The 18,299-nt window shown below is 55.7% G+C and carries 24 protein-coding genes; 9 read left to right on the top strand and 15 right to left on the bottom strand.

Annotation, left to right across the window (positions count from 1 at the left end):
* The first annotated feature begins 41 nt into the window (after positions 1-41).
* Both ACO06L_RS08635 and ACO06L_RS08640 read left to right on the top strand, forming a co-directional pair.
* Positions 42-392 (top strand): DUF6635 family protein, encoded by a 351-nt coding sequence (locus tag ACO06L_RS08635; RefSeq protein ID WP_227716101.1) that lies wholly within the window; start codon positions 42-44, stop codon positions 390-392.
* The gene (locus ACO06L_RS08640; RefSeq protein WP_320407649.1) at positions 334-558 is read left to right on the top strand and encodes a DUF6635 family protein; all 225 of its coding nucleotides are present in this window, start codon (positions 334-336) and stop codon (positions 556-558) included. Before ACO06L_RS08635 ends, ACO06L_RS08640 begins: the two co-directional genes overlap by 59 nt.
* Before the next feature lie 10 nt (positions 559-568).
* Here the strand turns inward: ACO06L_RS08640 and ACO06L_RS08645 are convergent, their stop codons facing one another.
* Positions 569-1,954, bottom strand: a complete 1,386-nt coding sequence (locus ACO06L_RS08645) for an FAD-binding oxidoreductase (protein ID WP_064227765.1) — start codon at positions 1,952-1,954, stop codon at positions 569-571.
* 232 nt (positions 1,955-2,186) lie between these two features.
* Between ACO06L_RS08645 and ACO06L_RS08650 the strand changes: the two genes are divergently transcribed.
* On the top strand, positions 2,187-3,482 hold the full coding sequence (locus ACO06L_RS08650) for an NAD(P)-binding domain-containing protein (protein WP_064227764.1): 1,296 nt from the start codon (positions 2,187-2,189) through the stop codon (positions 3,480-3,482).
* A 47-nt stretch (positions 3,483-3,529) separates the two neighbouring features.
* Here ACO06L_RS08650 and ACO06L_RS08655 read toward each other — a convergent pair whose 3' ends face one another.
* The gene (locus ACO06L_RS08655; RefSeq protein WP_162841249.1) at positions 3,530-3,688 is read right to left on the bottom strand and encodes a hypothetical protein; all 159 of its coding nucleotides are present in this window, start codon (positions 3,686-3,688) and stop codon (positions 3,530-3,532) included.
* A gap of 165 nt (positions 3,689-3,853) precedes the next feature.
* On the opposite strand from ACO06L_RS08655, the gene ACO06L_RS08660 reads away from it, so the two are divergent.
* A complete protein-coding gene (locus ACO06L_RS08660; RefSeq protein WP_064227763.1) occupies positions 3,854-4,057 on the top strand; it encodes a hypothetical protein in 204 nt (67 codons plus the stop codon).
* A 101-nt stretch (positions 4,058-4,158) separates the two neighbouring features.
* The gene (locus ACO06L_RS08665) at positions 4,159-4,335 is read left to right on the top strand and encodes a DUF1328 domain-containing protein (protein WP_014578073.1); all 177 of its coding nucleotides are present in this window, start codon (positions 4,159-4,161) and stop codon (positions 4,333-4,335) included.
* Between the two features lie 175 nt (positions 4,336-4,510).
* Here the strand turns inward: ACO06L_RS08665 and ACO06L_RS08670 are convergent, their stop codons facing one another.
* The gene (locus ACO06L_RS08670) at positions 4,511-4,888 is read right to left on the bottom strand and encodes a nuclear transport factor 2 family protein (protein WP_064227762.1); all 378 of its coding nucleotides are present in this window, start codon (positions 4,886-4,888) and stop codon (positions 4,511-4,513) included.
* 159 nt (positions 4,889-5,047) lie between these two features.
* Here ACO06L_RS08670 and ACO06L_RS08675 point away from each other — a divergent pair, with 159 nt between their 5' ends.
* The gene (locus tag ACO06L_RS08675; protein WP_202348289.1) at positions 5,048-5,332 is read left to right on the top strand and encodes a DUF3175 domain-containing protein; all 285 of its coding nucleotides are present in this window, start codon (positions 5,048-5,050) and stop codon (positions 5,330-5,332) included.
* Here ACO06L_RS08675 and ACO06L_RS08680 read toward each other — a convergent pair.
* The 3 genes from ACO06L_RS08680 to ACO06L_RS08690 all read right to left on the bottom strand — a co-directional run bounded on the left by ACO06L_RS08680 (position 5,329) and on the right by ACO06L_RS08690 (position 7,579).
* Complete coding sequence (locus tag ACO06L_RS08680; protein ID WP_064227760.1) at positions 5,329-5,631, bottom strand: hypothetical protein; 303 nt, start codon at positions 5,629-5,631, stop codon at positions 5,329-5,331. The genes ACO06L_RS08675 and ACO06L_RS08680 overlap by 4 nt on opposite strands.
* Before the next feature lie 48 nt (positions 5,632-5,679).
* A complete protein-coding gene (locus ACO06L_RS08685) occupies positions 5,680-6,144 on the bottom strand; it encodes an AtaL-like protein (RefSeq protein ID WP_064227759.1) in 465 nt (154 codons plus the stop codon).
* Positions 6,145-6,274: 130 nt separating this feature from the next.
* Complete coding sequence (locus tag ACO06L_RS08690; RefSeq protein WP_421845559.1) at positions 6,275-7,579, bottom strand: ferric reductase-like transmembrane domain-containing protein; 1,305 nt, start codon at positions 7,577-7,579, stop codon at positions 6,275-6,277.
* A gap of 95 nt (positions 7,580-7,674) precedes the next feature.
* On the opposite strand from ACO06L_RS08690, the gene ACO06L_RS08695 reads away from it, so the two are divergent.
* Complete coding sequence (locus ACO06L_RS08695; protein WP_421845561.1) at positions 7,675-8,268, top strand: NUDIX hydrolase; 594 nt, start codon at positions 7,675-7,677, stop codon at positions 8,266-8,268.
* Here the strand turns inward: ACO06L_RS08695 and ACO06L_RS08700 are convergent.
* The 6 genes from ACO06L_RS08700 to ACO06L_RS08725 form a co-directional block, all read right to left on the bottom strand.
* Positions 8,251-8,736 carry a hypothetical protein gene (locus tag ACO06L_RS08700; protein ID WP_064227756.1) on the bottom strand — a complete coding sequence of 162 codons (486 nt, stop codon included), beginning with the start codon at positions 8,734-8,736 and terminating at the stop codon, positions 8,251-8,253. The genes ACO06L_RS08695 and ACO06L_RS08700 overlap by 18 nt on opposite strands.
* Positions 8,737-8,744: 8 nt before the next feature.
* Positions 8,745-9,125 (bottom strand): DUF6152 family protein, encoded by a 381-nt coding sequence (locus ACO06L_RS08705; protein WP_064227755.1) that lies wholly within the window; start codon positions 9,123-9,125, stop codon positions 8,745-8,747.
* 135 nt (positions 9,126-9,260) lie between these two features.
* Positions 9,261-10,172: a DUF4124 domain-containing protein gene (locus ACO06L_RS08710; protein ID WP_202348352.1), complete on the bottom strand. Its 912-nt coding sequence runs from the start codon at positions 10,170-10,172 to the stop codon at positions 9,261-9,263.
* A 196-nt stretch (positions 10,173-10,368) separates the two neighbouring features.
* Positions 10,369-11,358, bottom strand: coding sequence for an aldo/keto reductase (locus ACO06L_RS08715; RefSeq protein ID WP_202348286.1), 990 nt, complete (start codon positions 11,356-11,358; stop codon positions 10,369-10,371).
* 172 nt (positions 11,359-11,530) lie between these two features.
* Positions 11,531-12,013 (bottom strand): FKBP-type peptidyl-prolyl cis-trans isomerase, encoded by a 483-nt coding sequence (locus tag ACO06L_RS08720; RefSeq protein WP_202348285.1) that lies wholly within the window; start codon positions 12,011-12,013, stop codon positions 11,531-11,533.
* A gap of 73 nt (positions 12,014-12,086) precedes the next feature.
* A complete protein-coding gene (locus ACO06L_RS08725) occupies positions 12,087-12,869 on the bottom strand; it encodes a helix-turn-helix domain-containing protein (protein WP_202348284.1) in 783 nt (260 codons plus the stop codon).
* Positions 12,870-13,019: 150 nt separating this feature from the next.
* Between ACO06L_RS08725 and ACO06L_RS08730 the strand changes: the two genes are divergently transcribed.
* Entirely contained in the window at positions 13,020-13,427 is a 408-nt protein-coding gene (locus ACO06L_RS08730; RefSeq protein WP_064227749.1) for a hypothetical protein, read from the top strand.
* Between the two features lie 106 nt (positions 13,428-13,533).
* On the opposite strand, the gene ACO06L_RS08735 is transcribed toward ACO06L_RS08730, so the two are convergent.
* The 3 genes from ACO06L_RS08735 to ACO06L_RS08745 all read right to left on the bottom strand — a co-directional run bounded on the left by ACO06L_RS08735 (position 13,534) and on the right by ACO06L_RS08745 (position 16,999).
* Complete coding sequence (locus tag ACO06L_RS08735) at positions 13,534-15,297, bottom strand: DEAD/DEAH box helicase family protein (RefSeq protein WP_421845564.1); 1,764 nt, start codon at positions 15,295-15,297, stop codon at positions 13,534-13,536.
* Between the two features lie 226 nt (positions 15,298-15,523).
* On the bottom strand, positions 15,524-16,651 hold the full coding sequence (locus tag ACO06L_RS08740; RefSeq protein ID WP_064227747.1) for an HlyD family secretion protein: 1,128 nt from the start codon (positions 16,649-16,651) through the stop codon (positions 15,524-15,526).
* 3 nt (positions 16,652-16,654) lie between these two features.
* On the bottom strand, positions 16,655-16,999 hold the full coding sequence (locus ACO06L_RS08745) for a DUF3302 domain-containing protein (RefSeq protein ID WP_064227746.1): 345 nt from the start codon (positions 16,997-16,999) through the stop codon (positions 16,655-16,657).
* A 280-nt stretch (positions 17,000-17,279) separates the two neighbouring features.
* Between ACO06L_RS08745 and ltaE the strand changes: the two genes are divergently transcribed.
* On the top strand, positions 17,280-18,290 hold the full coding sequence (gene ltaE, locus ACO06L_RS08750) for a low-specificity L-threonine aldolase (RefSeq protein WP_202348351.1): 1,011 nt from the start codon (positions 17,280-17,282) through the stop codon (positions 18,288-18,290).
* The last annotated feature ends 9 nt before the right edge of the window (positions 18,291-18,299 follow it).

The following is an 18,299-nucleotide window of genomic DNA, read 5'->3' on the forward strand; positions in this document are numbered from 1 at the left end:
CGATGACACTCTATCAGTCACTTTCATCCAAGTGACCAACCATGCCCGAAACGCAGGACCAAACCGTTTCCGAAGCCCAGGTAGAGCAGGCAATCCGTTTAGCCGTCGAGCGCTACTTTGACGATTGTCGGGCCCGGATCCCGGCATTCATCGACCGACATTTTCATTATCCAGGCGCTATATCAACCAATCGGATGGCACTTGGATGGGGCATGCTTCGGGCACCGATCAATTTGCTGTGGGCGCCGGTCTATGCACTCGCCTGCGTGCTTAAGTGGCTGGTACTACAGCGTATTTCCACCGGAGCCTTCATTGGCAACAACCGCCGGCGTATTGTTTGCCGTCATGGCCGCACTGGCTGCGTTTGCGGCTTTATCCGGCATGATCTTTGACCCCATCCAGGCTGCGGTGGGTTTACACCGAAGGCGACTGCACAAACTGCTTGATCATCTGCAGAGAGACATTACGCTCCACACCCAAAGCAGCTTCCGACCAAAGGACCAGTTTGTTGCGAGGATTCTGGACACGTTCGACATGATCAGATCGAGTCTGCTCTAGTGAACGAACTCTAGCCCGGCCGAATGTTCTGATTCACCCGGAACAGATTCTCCGGGTCATACTTCTGTTTGACCTCCATTAATCGCTTGTAGGCGTCGCCGTAGGCAAACTCGACCCGCTCCGTCTCGTCGTGTGAAAGAAAATTGATATATGCGCCACCACTGGCATAGGGCTTGGCAGCCTCAAAGAACGCGCGCGCCCACTGGCGGCAATGCTCATCTTCCCCGGGTGTCTCCCAGCGTCCATGAACATTCATCACGTAGTTTGCGTCGCGACTGGAATAGGCCATGGCGTCATGCGCCACGCGCCCGGTCTGGCCGCCGATCGAGGCAATAAAAATCTCGCAGTGGGGCGATGGCAGCTTCTCCCCGAATTCCAACGCAACCCGGACCACATCGTCGGTCAGCTTCACAAAGTTGTGGGACTTCCAGTAATTCCTCGCTCCGTCCGCCAGCAGCGGGTCAAACGCCTGCTGCCAGTTGGCGTAGGGCTGAACGCCAACATGCTCGCCGTGCGCTTCACCAAACGAACGTAAGGGTGCGATCAGCTTCTCGCCCACTTCCGGGTTCCCCGCGTAGCAAATCGCCAGGGCGACAATGGGCTCGCCATGAACCGACTCAGGCAGGAAAGGTAACGGAGGCGCATGCCGAATCACCAGCCACACATTGAGTTCGTCGGGCATGGTTTCCGTGAAACGTGCAAACTGCGTCAATACCGACTTGGCCTGATCGAAGGGAAATACCATCAAGCCACTCAACAGCTCAGGCCCCACCGGATGTAGCTGGAACTCAAACCGGGTGACTACACCGAAATTGCCACCACCACCCCGAGTGCCCCAGAAGAGGTCTGGATTCTCTGTAGCACTGGCGCGAGTCTGGCGGCCATTGGCGGTCACCATATCGGCGGAGATCAGGTTATCAACGGTCATGCCATGTTTTCGGCTGAGCCAACCAAAGCCGCCGCCCAGGGTCAGGCCTGCCACGCCTGTGGTGGAATTGATCCCCAGCGGCGTGGCCAACCCATGCATTTGTGCAGCCGCGTCAAAGTCTGCCAGTGTGCAACCCGGCCCAACGAAGGCTCTCCGGTTTTCAACATCCACCTCTACGTCCTTCATTTGCGACAGATCGATCATCAAACCGTCGTCGCACACAGCGTTGCCCGCGATGTTGTGGCCACCGCCCTTGATCGAGACCAGCATCGACTGGTCCCGCCCGAAATTAACCGCGGTCACCACATCCTCCGCCGAATGGCACTGGGCAATCAGCGCCGGTTTCCGATCAATCATCGCATTCCATATCTGGCGGGCCTCGTGATACCCCGCATCTGTCGGTTCAAACACAGGGCCACCAAACAGCCCCCTGAAGGTGTCTATCGTTCCTTGCTGCAACTGAGTCATAGCTATCTCCTTGCCCCGAAGGACTCCACTCTTCATCCTGCGCCATTTCAAGGGGAACACCAGCGGGTTATTAGACCGTTTAAGGACTATGGCGGAACTGTTAGCCGCTTTTGGCCAGGGGAGTGAGGAACATTGGCACTGGGCACCGGGAGGGTGTAGTTTAAAAATTGAACGCAATGCGTCGATCACCCCTACCCTCTTCGGGATGCCACCGCATTTGCAGGAGCACCCCATGAACACCAATGAAGACCTTGATCTGGTTATCGTCGGCGGGGGCATCGGCGGCATCATCTGCTTGAAATACGCCAAAGACGCCGGGCTGAATGTCATTCTTCTGGAGCGCGGTGACTGCATCGGTGGCTTATGGCGGGACCTCCCTTACTGGCAGGACATTCAGTTCCGCAAGGAAGACTGGACACTTGGCAGCCTGCCCCTTGCCGGGGAGGACCAGCGCAACATACTGGGCAACATTGAAGCCTGGGTGGAGCGCTTTGGGCTATCTCCGTATATCCACCTGAATGCGACCGTCACAAGCGCACTGCCGAACGAAAGTGGCTGGCAGATATTCACCAACACTGGAACACACCAAGCGAAATGGCTCATTGCCGCCACTGGTGGGCACAATCGCCCCACCGTACCGCAAGTCGCAAGGTTCAATTCTTCAATCACCGAATATCACTCTTCCGCCTTGCGCGATCCCGAGGAGTTGCGAGGCAAACGGGTGACCGTGGTGGGAGGTGGCGCGTCTGCTTACGATCTGCTGGATCTCTGCTTCGCTCACGGTGCAGACCGTGTTGCGTGGATCTATCGATCCACCAAGTGGATGCGACCAACGCGACGAATCAAGCACCTTGGAATCGACATGCGAGTCCTGGCCAGGTACCAGATGCTCTGCCTGCCCGCCGGTCTGATACATCGATTGACTAACAAGGATCTTCGGGCGAGGTACGCGAAAGCGGGTATAACCGGAATAATGCCGGAGGGCGATTTCGACATCCGCCGCGACCAGCTCATCCCTGGCCGGCCAGGGATGCTCATTCACTTTGCAGACATTGAGCGACATCGGGGAGAAGTGCGCTCGCTCTGCGGCAACACCATTGAGCTGTCAAACGGGGAAGAGCTGGAAACGGATCTGCTGCTCTGGGGCACCGGGTATGGCGTTGATTTCGGGTTTCTTGGCCTCGAAGCCATCAACAAGGCGAAGAACCTTAACGAGATTGGTAGTCGCTGCTACTCCGGCTTCCTCTCTGCCGACGCGCCCAACCTCTTCCTTCTGGCACCAGGCGTGCTTGACACCAATACCTCAACGCCCTGGGCCTATGCCCATGTGGCCAAATCCATCATGTCTCACATCAGGGGAAGACCGGTGTTTGTGAAGCCCCCAAGTGAAGCCTTCACCAACCATTTCGATCTCATCAAGCTACTGGCGACAAAGGATCGCGAGAACTACACATCAGGCATCTGGTACCTGAAGTACCTCTGGCTCGCACTATGTCACCCTTGGAAACGACCGATGCCTATTCCTTGAAGGGCAATGCATAGCTCGAAGTCGGAGCGTGGATCCGCCTTTGCCTGTTACTTTTTCAGGTTAATCTGCTTCGACCCCTGATAGGCAACCTGCCCGCTTTTACCCTTGCCCACGTATTCAACAGACCCGCCGGACTTCAAAAAGGCAGCGGTCTGCTCTTCAATCGTTGCAGACGTTAACGTCACTTTTTCGGGCTTCTTGCTCATAATGATATCCAGGTTAACGTTGGCTTGATTACCAACATTGGCCCTTCATCATACCCTAAATGGCGAAAAATTGTTCGGTTCCTAAAGATCACGTGTAGCCCCGTCCTGATTCTGCTTGCGCTAGTATCAGTCTATGCGAACAAACTCACCGGAGGACTTCACTGCATGGAAACCGCTGACATCTTCCTGTCGCTACTGTTCGGCTGCATCGGCTTCGGGTATTTCATGTACGGGCGGCGCAGAAAAAACATCGTCACCCGATACTGCGGAATTGCCATGATTCTTTATCCCTATCTGGCCAGCAGCGCCTGGGAGATGCTGGCCGTGGGTGTGGGGCTGATGGTTATGCCTCGGTTTATCGAGCTCTGATGGATGCCCCGTTACTATCCTTTCACAAACACGCCTGAAATTTGCGCATACACCATCCGCGTGCCACGGTTGAAAGACAGCTCTCGAAAGGAGGATAGAAAATGCTCTATTGGGCTATCGTCTGTCTGGTAATTGCAATCATTGCGGGTGTTCTTGGTTTTGGAGGTATCGCAGGAACGGCCGCCGGCTTTGCGAAGATACTTTTTTTCATCTTCTTGGTACTGCTGGTCGTGTCACTGATCGTGAATGTCTTCCGCGGCAAGGGACCAAAAGTCTAGCGGGTGGCTGGGCCGTTCAAACCGGGTTGGATTGTCCACAGGAGATCAAGCATGTTAGAGAGCGAAATCCCACCACTGGACATGATCGTCCGCCTGCTGATGGCCGCGGGTTTGGCCTTGCTTCTGGGGCTTGAACGGGACGTCATTGAGGAATGAGCCCGGAGCTTTGAAACGCTTAATCAGCGGCGGGCAGACTCCCGCCCAACATGTTTTCGATTACCGCCGCGTTGTAGAAAGTTTCAACGCACTGGATTTTTTCCTCTCCCACACGAAACCAGATTGCCAGGCGCACATCTCCGATTGGCTCGAAGTAGGTCCGGTAATCCAGGATCGCAAACACGTGCTCACCCTCGGCACTCAGTTGTCGTAGAACAAGGTCTTTCTGAATGGCAAACATACCGAACTGATAGGCCAACATGTCATCCCGGCTGAGGAAACGCATATTTGGTCCCACATATTCAAAGCCCTCGTCGGCAAGCAGGTCCTTGGCTTCATCCAACCGCTGGGCGCGGATGTTTTCGATGAACTGAGCCACAATTTCCTTTGGCTGCATGAACACACTCCAGAATCAGGCAATGACAATGTTGATTGCTCCTACTACCATAAACAGTAGCCTATTCGGCCCCGGCAGCAACAAAGCCTCTAACTAGCCTTGAGCAGAGGGCTGAAGGCTTTTAGAAAACCGCACTCGGGCAACTGGCGGAGGTGGAGCATGGCTAAGGCCGAAAACTGGTCGCAGAAAGTAACTGAATCCAGCGATGCCTTGAAGCTTGAGCAGTGCGTATTCTCCCTAAAAGATCCCAGGGAAATCGCCCTGTCACTTAAAAAGTCTGCTGAAGAGAGCACCCGGCGCAAATCGGACCCTTACCGGTCCGCGATGTCTATGCTGACGTTCTACATCAATCGTGCGGGCAAACAACTGCCAGCAGAACAAAAAGACCGGCTGGAGGCCGCCAAGGATGAGCTACGAGCCCTGTTCGGCAAGCACCACCGCTAGGAAACCCGTGAATACGCAGCCCTAACCCTCTCCATGGCAATCCGTGCATCATCCGGCTCAAGGCCCTGCTTTGCCAACTGCGGCATCACCATTCGACCGATACTCTTGCAGCGGGATCGGGGGATGTTGTGCTTCTCGAAAACGTTGGCGATGAACTGCGGTTCGGCATTCGGATTCGATTTAAGCAACTGACCAATTTCCCTGGCACAGGCCTGTTCTTTCGGATCAATGTTCTTTTTGGCTCGCCAGATCAGAAATCCAACGACAATAACGAAAATGCCGACGATCAGAAATTTCATGGACTTCTCACTTCCTATCTGGGTGATGAAAACCGGATTGACTAGATCTCAGAAAACACCCGTCTCCGCCAATTGCCGTATGATCTGAATGGTTTCTACATCTGTGGCCACATACGCCTCGTGGAGATACTGATCATAGGGCATTGAATCACCGCGATTCTCGATGCTCGCCGTGTGATACCGGAACCGAACAAAAAGCGATTCGGGTTCCGGCTCCTCAATATCCATGACAAGGGTTGCTGCCGGAACGGTCTGAGTTGGCTGGGTTCGATATTCGATCCTCGCCTCATGCCAAAACGTAACTTCGTCAATCACCTGTAGCCCCGGGAGCTGCAGGCAACGCTTCATGTAGGCCGGCTCCTGTTCGAGAATCTCGTAATCGTCAACACCTACCAGGAATTTGTCCGGGCGCCGGGCTCGGAGCACGAGGCCTTCCCATACCTGGAATCGGGTCAGCATCGGTATCTCTGGCTTGGTCACGTCGTTTATCTGAACGATGTGTTCAAAGGTCACTTGGCCTCCTCAAGACTCAATCGACATGAATTAGCGCAATACGAAAACGAGAAGCGTCACGCCTATCGTGATGTTCACAACCCAGATGGTCAAAGAAACCTGCTGTCGCTGGCTCAAGCGTCTGATTGGATTAGTCATACTGGAACCGCTCCGACAGGATGCGATGACCGGGTGTGCCCCGCTTGACCAGCTGATCTTCAACGACATCCATCATGATCGCCGGACCACACATCACGAAAATCCATTCGCGGAACTCTTCCTCCGAAAAAACCCGATTGATCAGCCCTCCATCGATAACGCCCGTCTCTCCTCGCCAGGTTTCTGGTGGTTCTGAGAGCACATAGACGACATCTTCTTCATCCAATTCATCACGACAGGCAATCTGGTCGATCACCCGATTTCCATAGATCACCTTTACCTTGCGCGAATCGCCGGTCAGACGCATTTGTCGGAGGATGCCCAGCAACGGAGAGAGGCCGACACCACCTGCAATGAGAGCGACTCCCGGTTCCGTGCGACCCTCCACCGAAAGATTGCCATAGGGCCCGTCGAGATAGGCCACAGTGCCAGCTTTTATCTGACCTATGGTTCGCGTGAAGTCGCCGAGCTCTTTGATCATGAAGGATAGCTTTGGCCTGGCTGCAGGCGCTGAGGAAATCGAGAATGGGTTTTCTTTCATCGAAAAAGGGCTGTGTCCTACATTCAGCCACACAAACTGGCCGGCTTTGTAATCCAGGCCCCGATGACCTTCTGGCGTCACGGTCAATTCCCATTGCTTTTGCGTTAACTGAACTACCGAATTCACACGCCACGGGTGCGCCTTTTGACGAAGAGGAACCAGCAGGTAAACCATCAGTAGTGATCCGACAGCGATTACCGTCATAACCAGCCACACCCAGCTCATCACAGGCTCCGCCCCGTAGCGCCCGCCAAAGACCGTGTGGTGCAACAGAAGCAGTGCAATCAGGAACGCGCCAACTCCATGCATAAGGCGCCAAGTTTCGTATTTATAGTCGAGCTGGGTACGCCCTATGGCCAGCAGCACAAGGCTTGGGAGAAGCACGAAGGCGCCGATGCCGGATAATAACGCCGAAACATCCGTCGAAAGCGTCAATTGACGGGTAGGATCCCACGGGCGTGGGCCCCCTGAGGGCGTCCCCTGATAGAGAAAGGGATGGACAAGCGCAAAGACCAGCGCGGTGCGGGCCATGATCTGGTGAAACCGCATGGTCACATCCATGCCCACGCCGTTGGAAATGACCTTAAAACGGCCGGACAGAATGAATTCCATGAGGATCATCGAAAAGGCGAGAATGCCAAGTCCGGATGCAAGTTCCTGGTGCCATTCGCGCGGCGGCCCTCCAACCACGGCGGACAAGATCAATGGCAAGGTAACAGCACCGAGGTAAATAATGATCAATAAAAACGGTTTCATTTCCAGAACCTATGGCAGCGAGGTCGCAATGCATACACCCGGCGAATACAGGATGTGTTTAACTATAGTCATCAATCAGCAGAGGACAGTTTTTCGTGCGTCCTAAGTCCTGGGTAAGCCATTTGCGCCCTCACAAAATACCGTTTCGACGCCGATTCGCTCGAGCATCCGTCGCGCTGATCGTCAGAACAACGGAAAGCGGGGGAAAGGAGTTGCTCTTCATTCAGCGGGCCCGACGGGAGGGTGATCCCTGGTCCGGCGACATGGCCTTCCCCGGCGGCCGGCTGCAACCCGAAGATAGGTCTGCCCGGGCTGCCGCCGAGCGGGAAACACTGGAAGAAACCGGCATTGAACTCAACCGCCATGGCCGCTATCTAGCGCGGCTATCCGACCTGATAACCCGCCATCACAGCCGTTGGCGCCCGATGGTTGTCACCCCTTATGTGTTTGAATGGCAGGGGCCCAAGGCCGTGTTGCTCAACCATGAAGTCGAGCGGGTGGTCTGGGTCCCTCTGGACTACCTCGCCGCCGGCGAGAACCAGAGCCAGCTTCCCTGGCCTACGCCCATCGGCACGCTGAACATGCCCTGTTGCCGCTATCAAGGTGCCTGTATCTGGGGGCTGAGCTACAGCATGTTGCAGGAGTTGCTGGCGACGGGCATCAACGCAAGGTCAGAAATACCCCAGTAACCTGCCGAGAATCAGTACGCTGATCCAGACTACCAACGAAAGCAAGCCCCCTGCCCTGAGGTCCAAAGGCATGGGTGACTCCATCGGCAGGCTCCGTATGTCCCGGCGTGTCATTACCCGCCCCAGAGTCAACGCGTTCAACACGCCCAGCAAGACAAGCGCAATTTTAGCCTGGAACAGCGGGGATCTGGCGTAATCCGGGGCCGCGGTGGCGAACAAGAGCGCTCCGCAGATAACCGCCAGCGCCAGACCAACTGCTGCCGTTATGCGCAGCACATCGACAAACACCATCACGGGGTATGTGCGCCAGAAACCAATCAACCGCAAATCCAGAGGCACAATGCCACCAACCAGCAACGAAACCCCGAGAATATGCCCGGCGTTTACCACCGGGTACATCAATGTAGAGTTGCGCAGGGCTGAGACAAAGGCCAGATTTTCGACTGAAACCAGTGCTTGCTCAAACATCCCCGGAATCAGGACTTACGGCCCGGATACAGATCGTAGTCCTTGCCGTCGATCACAACCCGCTCAGCCTTGACCAGGCGCTCGCCTTCTCGGGCAGAGCGATGACCATGCACGGTGATTTCCCTGCCCTGGCTCAACATCTCTTTTGTGAGCCCAACGCGGTCGTTACGCCAGGGCTGGCCGACTTCCACAACCCAATCCTCTCCATCCACGCTGATGGTGACCTCGCCATGGGGATTACCAAGACGCACAGACTGAATGACACCGGTGATTTCAAACTCCTCGTCGGTTGCCCACGCCCAACCGTGATGGGCCTGCGCAGCAGAGGCGGCGAGAAAAGCAGCAAGAACAGCGAAACAAACGAGATAGGCAAAACGAAGCTGAGGCATATCCAATCCTCTTATCGCGATTTATCAGGGCAATTACTCACGCACAATTCAATGTCCAGGAAAATGTACGAGATTGCCATTACACCAGACTAGGACAGGTAAGCCTGCAATTCGTGCCCGAACTGCGGCAGACCGCTACAACCGAACGACACCATCCCCCTGATCATGCAACCACCGCCGCCAGTCCAGAGCCAGCATGGTTACACCACCGATGTAATTATCATCCACCAGATAATACGAGAGGGTGCGATCTCCCCGGTTAAAGTTGTGCATCAGCCGCACCACAAAGTTACGGCTGGTCGGTTTGGAAAGCAGGAAATAAACGAACTGTCCAGACTGGGCCCGCAGGCTGCTTCGCCCCGAAAAGTCGGAGTGTCGCCAGTTATTGCTGGACAGTTTCAACAACTGGTCGATGGCCGTGAGACGACCCTGCTCACGGGCTTGATCAACAACCCACCGGTTCTCGTGGTGGCGTTCAAAGTACAAACCCGATTCATCCCGCTGCAGCATTTCCATCTGCTCGGCCAGCCCCTCATTCAACCAGGCAGGCGAATACGGAACGATGGAATCAACAACCGCATGACTCACTTCGTGCTTGATTGTTTTGAAGGTGAGGCTTCTGTTTTTGCGCACATAGACGACGATCTGGTGTTCGGAGGGTATGTAAACCCCATAGGAAGCAACAGCCATGCCCCCGTCCCGACGAACGAGGTAGTTCCGGTATGTCGCGCTGTCCTTGAGGATCAGAATGTTGACCGGCACCGTCCTGTGCATATCAAAGGACATCACCCGATCAAAAAACTCATAGACGTTGTTAACGCCTTCAACGATTTGCTGGTGTTCCTCGTCACTCAGCTCAACATCAACCGTTTTGATATCGATTTCAAAACGTGACCATTCTGAGGCACCCGGCTTAACGTTGACCACTTCCTGCTCAACCCTGTGGTCCTGTCGGTCACTGAAGTGAACCTTTCCGTCCTCATCCACCCATTTATAGATCTTTGCGTGGCCAGAGCTTGCAACCGTCAGAAGCCACGCAAACAACATAAAGGGATACACGGCTTTCCTTGACCTTTTAAACACTGCGCTTTACCCGACAGATGAAAAAGTGATTGCGGCAGCTAAAAAGGTACAGCGAAAGTCAGGATGTGCCAACACGAATGCTGGCTAAGCGCGAAGTAGCCACCGGGCTCCCAGCAGTCAGTGCACTCACCGCTGCAAAGAACCCGGCCATGGCGGAAGTTTACCGAGTCGGCGGCGCCATGAACTCGGGCCCAACGGGATCAGTTATGCACCGTTCCAGAATGCCATCGATTTCGGCCATCGCATCCTTGTCGAGAGACCAGCCGTCGATCTCGTCCACCGGATCCAGCTGGTCAGGCCGTCTGGCGCCCCAAAGTGCGGTTGTGACGCCTGGCTGGTCCACCAGCCAGCGAAGTGCCAAGGCCAGTACATTTTTCTGATAGCGCTCTTTGGCGAACGCATCCAGCTCAGCCACCGCGTTCAGGTATTGGCGATAGCGCTCACCCTGAAACTTCGGGTCATTCTTGCGCAGATCATCACCGGTGAACTGGGTGTCTTCCCGCATTTTGCCGGTCAGCAAACCGCGACAAAGCCCGCCGTAGGTGATGGTGGCAATACCGTTTTCCCGGCAATACGGAAGAATTTCCTGCTCGATATCGCGCTCAAACAGGTTATACGGGGGCTGCAAACTGTGAAGAGGCACATTTTTTTGCAGCTCATCCATCTGGGACGGCGCAAAATTACTGACGCCAATGGCGCGAATTTTCCCCGCCTGGTACAGCTTTTCCAGCGCCCGGGCAGTTTCCTCCATGGGCGTCTTCGGATCGGGCCAGTGAACCTGATAAATATCGATCCGGTCGGTCTGAAGGCGTTTCAGAGAATCCTCGACCTCCCGCTCGATGCGTGAGGCAGTAGAATCCCGCCAGACTTTGTCGTGATCACCGTTCCAGTTCAGAGCTACTTTGGTGGCCAGGGCAACCTGATCTCGCCGGCCATCGGCTAGGGCCTTGCCCACTATTTCCTCGGAGCGCCCGAAACCGTAAACCGGTGCCGTATCGATCAGACCGATACCTTTATCAATAGCTCGGTGAATAGTCTCAATGGACTGGGCTTCGTCCGTTCCGCCCCACATCCAGCCGCCGATGGCCCAGGTACCAAGCCCGACCGGTGTTACCTGAATGTCGGTGTTTCCGAATCTTCGCGTCTCCATGCCTCCCCCCGTTGCCGTGAAAATCATCTGGAGAAAATGCGGCACTATGAATGCTTCATACCACAGACATGCGTGGGAAGGCGCATGAATTCAACCCCGACAACAACATCGATTCAAGTTCGCTCTGCACCATCAGGCGAAACTGGCGGACTGAATCGATCAAACCGAACGCTTAGTGATGGTGCCCACCGGGGCCATGGGCGTGGCCGTGGGACAGCTCTTCCGAGGTGGCCGCGCGTACGTCAATAATTTCAATATCGAACGTCAGGGTTCTTCCGGCCATCGGATGGTTGGTGTCTACATCGGCAAACTTGTGGCCTACCTTGGCAACAACCACGTGGCGAGGGCCCTGCTCGGTCTGAACCTGGGCGACCATGCCCGCCTTCCAGCGTTTGGCACCCATCAAATGCTTGATCGGAACCCGCTGGATGGCATCTGCCTTGCGCGGCCCGTAGGCCTTATCCGGAGTGACGGTAACACTGAATGTATCGCCAGCATCGCAACCTTCCAGGGCTTCTTCCAGGCCCTTGATAATGCCGCCATGACCATGCAGATAGGCGTTCGGCTCGCCGCCATGGGAGTTTTCAACAACGTTGTCTTGTTCATCGCGTACGCTGTAATGAAACAGGACGACTTGGTTCTTTTCGATTGGCATAAGGCTCTCTTCTAAGTATAAAGATACGCCATTGTAACCGGTAGCGGCTGTGACTTCAGAGCAGAAATTGGCTTCATCCCTTCCAATACGCCTTGCTGGCCTCATCCATCGGAAAGAAATGCTCAATCCGCAAATTCTGAGCAGTCACATCCAGCGGCGTGCCGATAGTTGCGATGGTGGAAAAGATCCTGAGCTGCTGATCCCCCAGATTCAGCGTGAAAGGAATCGCCGGGTAGTCCAGGTGTTCCAGCACGTGGCTTTTCCAGTTCTCAGGAACACCGGGTACGGTCAGAGCCTGCTCCAGCAATCGGTTGGGCTGATCCCGGAAGGGACCGGCAAGATGCTCATGGTAGACGCGTTGCAGCATGTGGCAGGCAATATTCTCCCAATCACCCACGAAGGGTTTCATGCCGTGTTCATCCAGCAGCGACAGCAAGAAGTTCGGCCGGGCCGGAAACTGGGCCCCCAGCTCGATCATCCTCGCCATCATCGCCTGCATGGCCTGGTTGGCCATCACCAGATAATACTCGTGGTCGAACACCACCGCCGGGTAAGGCAGGTGTCCCTGCAACAGGTGCCCAAGCGCCTCCCTGATCATGGCCATGCCAGGCGCGTTCAGATCCTGGTCGGAATAGACCTGGCTGTATCCCGCCGCCGACAAGAGCCGATTGGTGCCGGCCAGGTCTGCCTGTAGCATCTGCGCTAAATGCAGAACCATGCCTTTGCTGGGCTTGCTGCGGCCGGTTTCCATAAAGCTGATGTGTTTCGGCGACACCTCACACGCCAGGGCAAAATCCATCTGGCTCAGGCGCTTGCCCTGCCGCATTTCTCTGAACAGCGTTCCGAAGGCGCTCATTGGGTTTCCCGTAAATTCCGAGTGTTCAGCCATTATCGTAGCTGAGGGTAGGCGGAACCATTACCTCACAGGTAATTGAGACTATCACCGCCCGGGTAGAAGCTTTGCAGTGTAGTTCAACACATTGCGAAACCCGATTGAGGTGATCCCATGAAAAACTTAATCCGTCGATTCAGCGTGAAGCAAATCCTTCTGAGCGATGTCTTCGTCTCCACACCCCTGGCGTTGGCTCTCATTCTGGCCGCTGAGCCGATTGCCCAATGGGCCGGTGGCCCCAGTGCAACTTTCTACCTGGTGGTCGGCATCGTGATGCTACTTTGGTGCGTGGATATGGCCGCCATGGCCATCAATGAACGGTGGCAGGAGAGGTACCTGAACGTGATGATTGCTGCCGATGTTGCCTGGAGCCTGCTGGCCGCCGCCCTGATGGTCTGGTTTGCAGAGAGCTTGCAGCCCCTGGGCTGGGTGCTGTTCGCCCTGAACGTTTTGGTGCCACTGGACATGGCGTGGATGAAGCGGGTTGCTGGCAGTAAGCCTCAGCAGCCTGCGTTCGGATGATGGCCCATCACTCCGGACGCTACCCATATTGGGTGATTTTTTACCCAATATGGGTTTTCACGATATTACTGGCGCACCTCTTGGCGAGTTCCATGAAGCCCTACACTTAATACGCCTTACGGAAACTCCCCTGATAATCAAAAACCCGCTCCTGCACCTGCCAATAATGCTTCTGCTTTCGAGCAATCACGAAATCCGGTGCCGGCAACAGGGTCTGCAATTCAAACACCTCATCCGCTGAGCTGAACACTCTCGGAGCCTGGCTATTGGCAAAACGACGCCCGAACAGCTTGTTAAACACAGTGCGCTGGCCCGGTTTGCTGAAATCAAACGACTCGCTGAGTTCCTCCCCATCCTCACCGTGATAGGTGATCCTCAGTTTGCTTCCATCAGCAACCAGCGATATCCCGGCGCAGCGGATTACCATGGCATCCTTGAGTTTCAACGCATCCCGGAGTTGATCATCCGGGTCGATAATGGCTTTCTGGCACTGATGGCAGTTGCGGGCTGCGATATCATTCTCGGCTCCGCAGTGCGGGCACTCCTTGAAACGGAAACGGTAATCACACTGTTGCGGGCGCCCTTGAAGCTTTGCAGAGTCATCCCCTATCGCTGGCTCCAGCAGCCCCTGACACCGTCGGCCGTAGTGCTCAATCACACGGCCGTCACCATCGGCTTTGCCCCAGAAGATATTGGCAAACCCACAGCCCGGGCAAAACACCTGCACCGGCTCACTGTCGGGATTCGGTTTTGGCTCCCCCACTTCCGGATGATGCAGATTCACATGGTTGCCGGCGTAATCGATCACCAGGCAATCCTGCTTGCCCTCGTTCAAACGAAGCCCGCGCCCCACAATCTGCTGATACAGGCTCACCGACTGGGTGGGCCGAAGAATGGCGATGAAGTCCACATGGGGCGCATCAAAGCCCGTGGTCAACACGGACACATTCACCAGATATTTCAGCTCGCGCTGCTTGAAGCGCTCAATCAACAAGTCCCGATCCTTCAGATCGGTCGCGCCGGTTATCAGGGCGGTCTGGTGATCCGGCAGATATCCGGTGATCTCCCTCGCATGGTCTACCGTCGCCGCAAAGATCATCACGCCCTGACGTTCGGCAGCCAGCTCCATCACCTGCTCAACGATGGCGCGGGTCACACGCTTGTGTTTGCTCAGCAGCTCGTTTACGTCCTTCTCGGCGTATTCGCCAAAGCGGTCCTGGGGCAGCGCTGAGAAATCGTATTGCGCCACCGCCGCGTTCACCAGCTCCGGCCGGGTGAGATACCCCCGGTTGATCATGTAACTCAGCGGCAGCTCGTAAATGCAGTGCTGAAAGGGCTTGTCATCCTCACCCCGGACAAAGCCCCGGTAGTGATAGCGATAGATCCAGCCCATGGCCAAACGGTAGGGGGTGGCGGTTAGCCCGAGCACCTTGAGGGCGTCGTTCTGCTGCCGCAGCAACTCAATGATCCGCTGGTATTGACTGGTTTCCTCTCCGCTCACCCGATGACACTCATCAATAATGACCAGCGAATATTCATCCCGGAACTGGTCCAGATTCGCCGACACCGACTGCACACTGGCAAAGGTTACCTGGTGGCGGCTTTCCTTCCGCTTCAGCCCGGCGGAGAAGATTCCGCCGGTTAACCCGTAACTCTGGTACTTGGCGTGATTCTGCTCCACCAGCTCCTTTACGTGGGTCAGCACCAGGATTTTCCGCTTGGCAAGGCGCGCCAACTCGGCAATAACCAGACTTTTGCCAGCACCGGTTGGCAGCACGATAACAGCGGACTCATCGGACTTTCTGAAATGATTCAGCGTGGCATCAACCGCTTCTTGCTGGTATGGCCGGAGTTTGAAAGGAGCATTCATTCTGGCGGGCTTGGTCGTTCTCAGGATAATAGTGCAGCCATACTAACAAATAACGGTGCTATTACCTGCTGGCGCAGAAAGCGAGAACGGCGCTCGCGTAAGCGCCTCGCCTAACCCTCCAGCACAAGGGCGCCCCTACTTCCCGTACCCGGCACTCCCTATCCTCCATGACCCCATAAACTGCATAAGATACTGATCAGAAGGCGGCGCGTTGAAGGCGTAAGGATCAATGGTCCAGGTAAAGGTAGTGCTGCCAGCTCAACATCCTGAGAAGGATCTTGCGCATGATCGCCACATGGTGCATGTGATCGGAATACACCGCCACTTGGGCGCTGACGCCAAGAGGTAGATCCTCGATCGCGCTGGCATCCTCCATTTCCAGGACAACCAGCGTCTCATTGTCCATTCTCCGGAACGCTTCGCCACCGATTAACTGTTGCCCCGCAGCAAGCTGTGCTTCCGCGACGGCAGGAAGTACCTCAACCACCCGCGCTGGAAAAACCTCGCCGGGCAACGCGGTGAAGGTCAGCTCTGCCTCGTACCCCGGCTTCAGGCGCAACAGTGATTGCTGGCGAAAAGCAGCCACGAAACGGCGCTCCTCTTCATTTACAAAGTTGGCCACTGGCCTGAGCGGGAACGGCACCGCCATCATTCCCGGCCTAACCGCCAACTGAGTCACGAAGCCATCCGTTGGTGCCCGCAGAATGGTGTTCTCGAGATCAAAACGAGCTTCCTCTAGCTGAGCCTCAATGGCCGCCACTGCCGGATCCTGGCCATCCACCGAGCCACTCAGCTGCGCCTCCGCTCTTTCCAATGCCGCCCTGGCCGCATCGAGATCTGCATTGCTGGCCGCCACCCTTTGACGCTGGGTGTCGATCTGCTGTTGACTGAAAGCGGAGGCCGCCCCTTCGTAACGGCGCAGGGTTTGCAACGCCTGGTCCCTTATCGCTGTCACCTGAGCCACTCTGGCACGGGCCTCGGAGACACTGGCAACATTAGAGGCCACACCCTGGCCTGTATCTGCCAGTTGGGCTTCCAGCTGGCGGATACGGGCCATGACCCGAGTGTCGTCCAGGACGATCATGGGCTCCCCCTGCTGAAGGGGTGTGTTTGGCGATACCGGAACATCAACCACCCTGGCTTTAATCTCCGGCACGATAGGAGTCACCACAAAAACCTGCCTTGCCTTGTGGGTAAACGGGTGGTTGTAGTTCATTAACAGCACCAGTGTGCCGACCAGAACCACGCCACCGAGCACGGCGGTAGGCACCGTCCATTTATTGAGAGGAACTCGAAAAACCTTGAAGATAGCGATGCAGATAGCGGCATAGGTCAGAAGTAGAAGGAGGTCCATAAGTTACTCCCCTCCCTGCTTCTGCTCGAGGATTTCCAAACGCCGGGCTTGCTCCGCCAGTTTTTCATTCAGCTCGTTCAACAGGGTTTCATCCGCCCGTTGCGCCTCCTCTGGCCGTCTAATTCCCCACCCACGATCAGGCCGATAAATCGTTGCCCAGATCCACAGGAACGGCCATATAGCATGCAGGGTGAACAAGCTGACCCAGCCTGCCACATGAATAGCATCCTGATGGGGATGATCACGGTGTTTGGCAATTTCGTAGGGAATGTCGTGGATGGCAATGACGCCATAAAACAGCACTAAAACCACGAAAATCAACAGGAACAGAGCGACGTAGCTGAGCATTAGCGAATCCTTTTCACCAATCACAAATCTCTAACATGAGCAGCAGTCATTGTCAGGCCCACGTTCAGATTAGTACATGCTAACCAGTGCTGCATGCCAGATCCGTCCAAAATGAGCCGAGACCGAACAGAAAATAAACCTGTCCCGGTTTTGCACTAAACCCGCACTAAAAAATTGATCTGCTCCGATTTCCCGATAAGCTGGAACCAGATTTTCTCCAGGGCTATAAAAGATGATTGATTCCAAAGCAGCCATCGATGCAGGTGAGCACGATGTAAACATGATCGACTTCCGCAGCGACACAGTAACCCGCCCTACCCCTGAAATGCGTGAAGCCATGGCCAGCGCCGAGGTGGGAGACGACGTATACGGTGATGACCCTACCATTAACAGCCTGCAGGCGTACGCCGCCGAACGGCTGGGCTTCGAATCCGCGCTGTTTACCGCCACTGGCACCCAGGCCAACCTGCTGGCGATCATGAGCCACTGTGGCCGGGGCGAGGAATACCTCTGTGGCCAGTCGGCACATAACTATCGTTACGAAGGTGGTGGTGCCGCTGTGCTTGGCAGCGTTCAACCGCAACCCATCGAGAACGAGCCGGACGGCAGCATCAATCTTGAGAATGCCAAAGCCGCCATAAAACCCGACGATTTCCATTTCGCCCCTACTCGCCTACTCTCCCTGGAAAACACCATCGGTGGCAAAGTGTTGTCGCTGGACTACCAGCGCCAGGCCCGGGCTTTTTGCGACAACCACGGCCTGCTGCTGCATCTGGATGGCGCCCGTGTGTTCAATGCCGCAGTGAAATCCAACTGCGACGTTACCGAAATCACCAGACACTATGATTCGGTCAGCGTGTGCCTCTCAAAAGGGCTGGGCGCGCCTGTCGGTTCGCTTCTGCTGGGTTCCAAAGCCTTTATCGAGCGGGCAACACGGCTTCGTAAAATGGTGGGTGGTGGCATGCGCCAGGCCGGCATACTGGCCGCTGCCGGGCGAATCGCGCTGGAAAAAGGGCCGCAGCGCCTGATTGAAGATCACGAGAACGCCGAGTACCTGAGCGCCGGCCTGGCCGACATCCCGCAGCTGGAGATAAACCCCGCCAGCACCCAGACCAACATCGTCTACGCACGCTGCCGGTCAGACAAAGCGGCGCAACTGCGGGACTACCTGGCTGGCCAGGGCATCCAGATCACAGCGGGAGACCCCATTCGCTTCGTGACGCATCTGGATGTAAACCGCCAGGATGTCGACCGGTTGCTGGATGCTATCCGGCGGTTCTATCAGTTGTAAGTGGTCCCC

This window comes from Marinobacter sp., assembly GCF_965229985.1.
Classification (GTDB): Bacteria; Pseudomonadota; Gammaproteobacteria; order Pseudomonadales; family Oleiphilaceae; genus Marinobacter.

Bases quoted from the DNA above. Each gene is read 5' to 3' on its own strand.
- ACO06L_RS08675 (WP_202348289.1), top strand. From the start codon at position 5,048: ATGGCTAAGGCCGAAAACTGGTCGCAGAAAGTAACTGAATCCAGCGAT.
- ACO06L_RS08670 (WP_064227762.1), bottom strand. From the start codon at position 4,888: ATGCAGCCAAAGGAAATTGTGGCTCAGTTCATCGAAAACATCCGCGCC.
- ACO06L_RS08710 (WP_202348352.1), bottom strand. From the start codon at position 10,172: ATGTTGTTTGCGTGGCTTCTGACGGTTGCAAGCTCTGGCCACGCAAAG.
- ACO06L_RS08690 (WP_421845559.1), bottom strand. From the start codon at position 7,579: ATGAAACCGTTTTTATTGATCATTATTTACCTCGGTGCTGTTACCTTG.
- ACO06L_RS08665 (WP_014578073.1), top strand. From the start codon at position 4,159: ATGCTCTATTGGGCTATCGTCTGTCTGGTAATTGCAATCATTGCGGGT.
- ACO06L_RS08720 (WP_202348285.1), bottom strand. From the start codon at position 12,013: ATGCCAATCGAAAAGAACCAAGTCGTCCTGTTTCATTACAGCGTACGC.
- ACO06L_RS08650 (WP_064227764.1), top strand. From the start codon at position 2,187: ATGAACACCAATGAAGACCTTGATCTGGTTATCGTCGGCGGGGGCATC.
- ACO06L_RS08680 (WP_064227760.1), bottom strand. From the start codon at position 5,631: ATGAAATTTCTGATCGTCGGCATTTTCGTTATTGTCGTTGGATTTCTG.
- ACO06L_RS08715 (WP_202348286.1), bottom strand. From the start codon at position 11,358: ATGGAGACGCGAAGATTCGGAAACACCGACATTCAGGTAACACCGGTC.
- ACO06L_RS08635 (WP_227716101.1), top strand. From the start codon at position 42: ATGCCCGAAACGCAGGACCAAACCGTTTCCGAAGCCCAGGTAGAGCAG.
- ACO06L_RS08660 (WP_064227763.1), top strand. From the start codon at position 3,854: ATGGAAACCGCTGACATCTTCCTGTCGCTACTGTTCGGCTGCATCGGC.
- ACO06L_RS08730 (WP_064227749.1), top strand. From the start codon at position 13,020: ATGAAAAACTTAATCCGTCGATTCAGCGTGAAGCAAATCCTTCTGAGC.
- ltaE (WP_202348351.1), top strand. From the start codon at position 17,280: ATGATCGACTTCCGCAGCGACACAGTAACCCGCCCTACCCCTGAAATG.
- ACO06L_RS08725 (WP_202348284.1), bottom strand. From the start codon at position 12,869: ATGAGCGCCTTCGGAACGCTGTTCAGAGAAATGCGGCAGGGCAAGCGC.
- ACO06L_RS08705 (WP_064227755.1), bottom strand. From the start codon at position 9,125: ATGCCTCAGCTTCGTTTTGCCTATCTCGTTTGTTTCGCTGTTCTTGCT.
- ACO06L_RS08745 (WP_064227746.1), bottom strand. From the start codon at position 16,999: ATGCTCAGCTACGTCGCTCTGTTCCTGTTGATTTTCGTGGTTTTAGTG.
- ACO06L_RS08700 (WP_064227756.1), bottom strand. From the start codon at position 8,736: ATGTTTGAGCAAGCACTGGTTTCAGTCGAAAATCTGGCCTTTGTCTCA.
- ACO06L_RS08645 (WP_064227765.1), bottom strand. From the start codon at position 1,954: ATGACTCAGTTGCAGCAAGGAACGATAGACACCTTCAGGGGGCTGTTT.
- ACO06L_RS08655 (WP_162841249.1), bottom strand. From the start codon at position 3,688: ATGAGCAAGAAGCCCGAAAAAGTGACGTTAACGTCTGCAACGATTGAA.
- ACO06L_RS08735 (WP_421845564.1), bottom strand. From the start codon at position 15,297: ATGAATGCTCCTTTCAAACTCCGGCCATACCAGCAAGAAGCGGTTGAT.
- ACO06L_RS08740 (WP_064227747.1), bottom strand. From the start codon at position 16,651: ATGGACCTCCTTCTACTTCTGACCTATGCCGCTATCTGCATCGCTATC.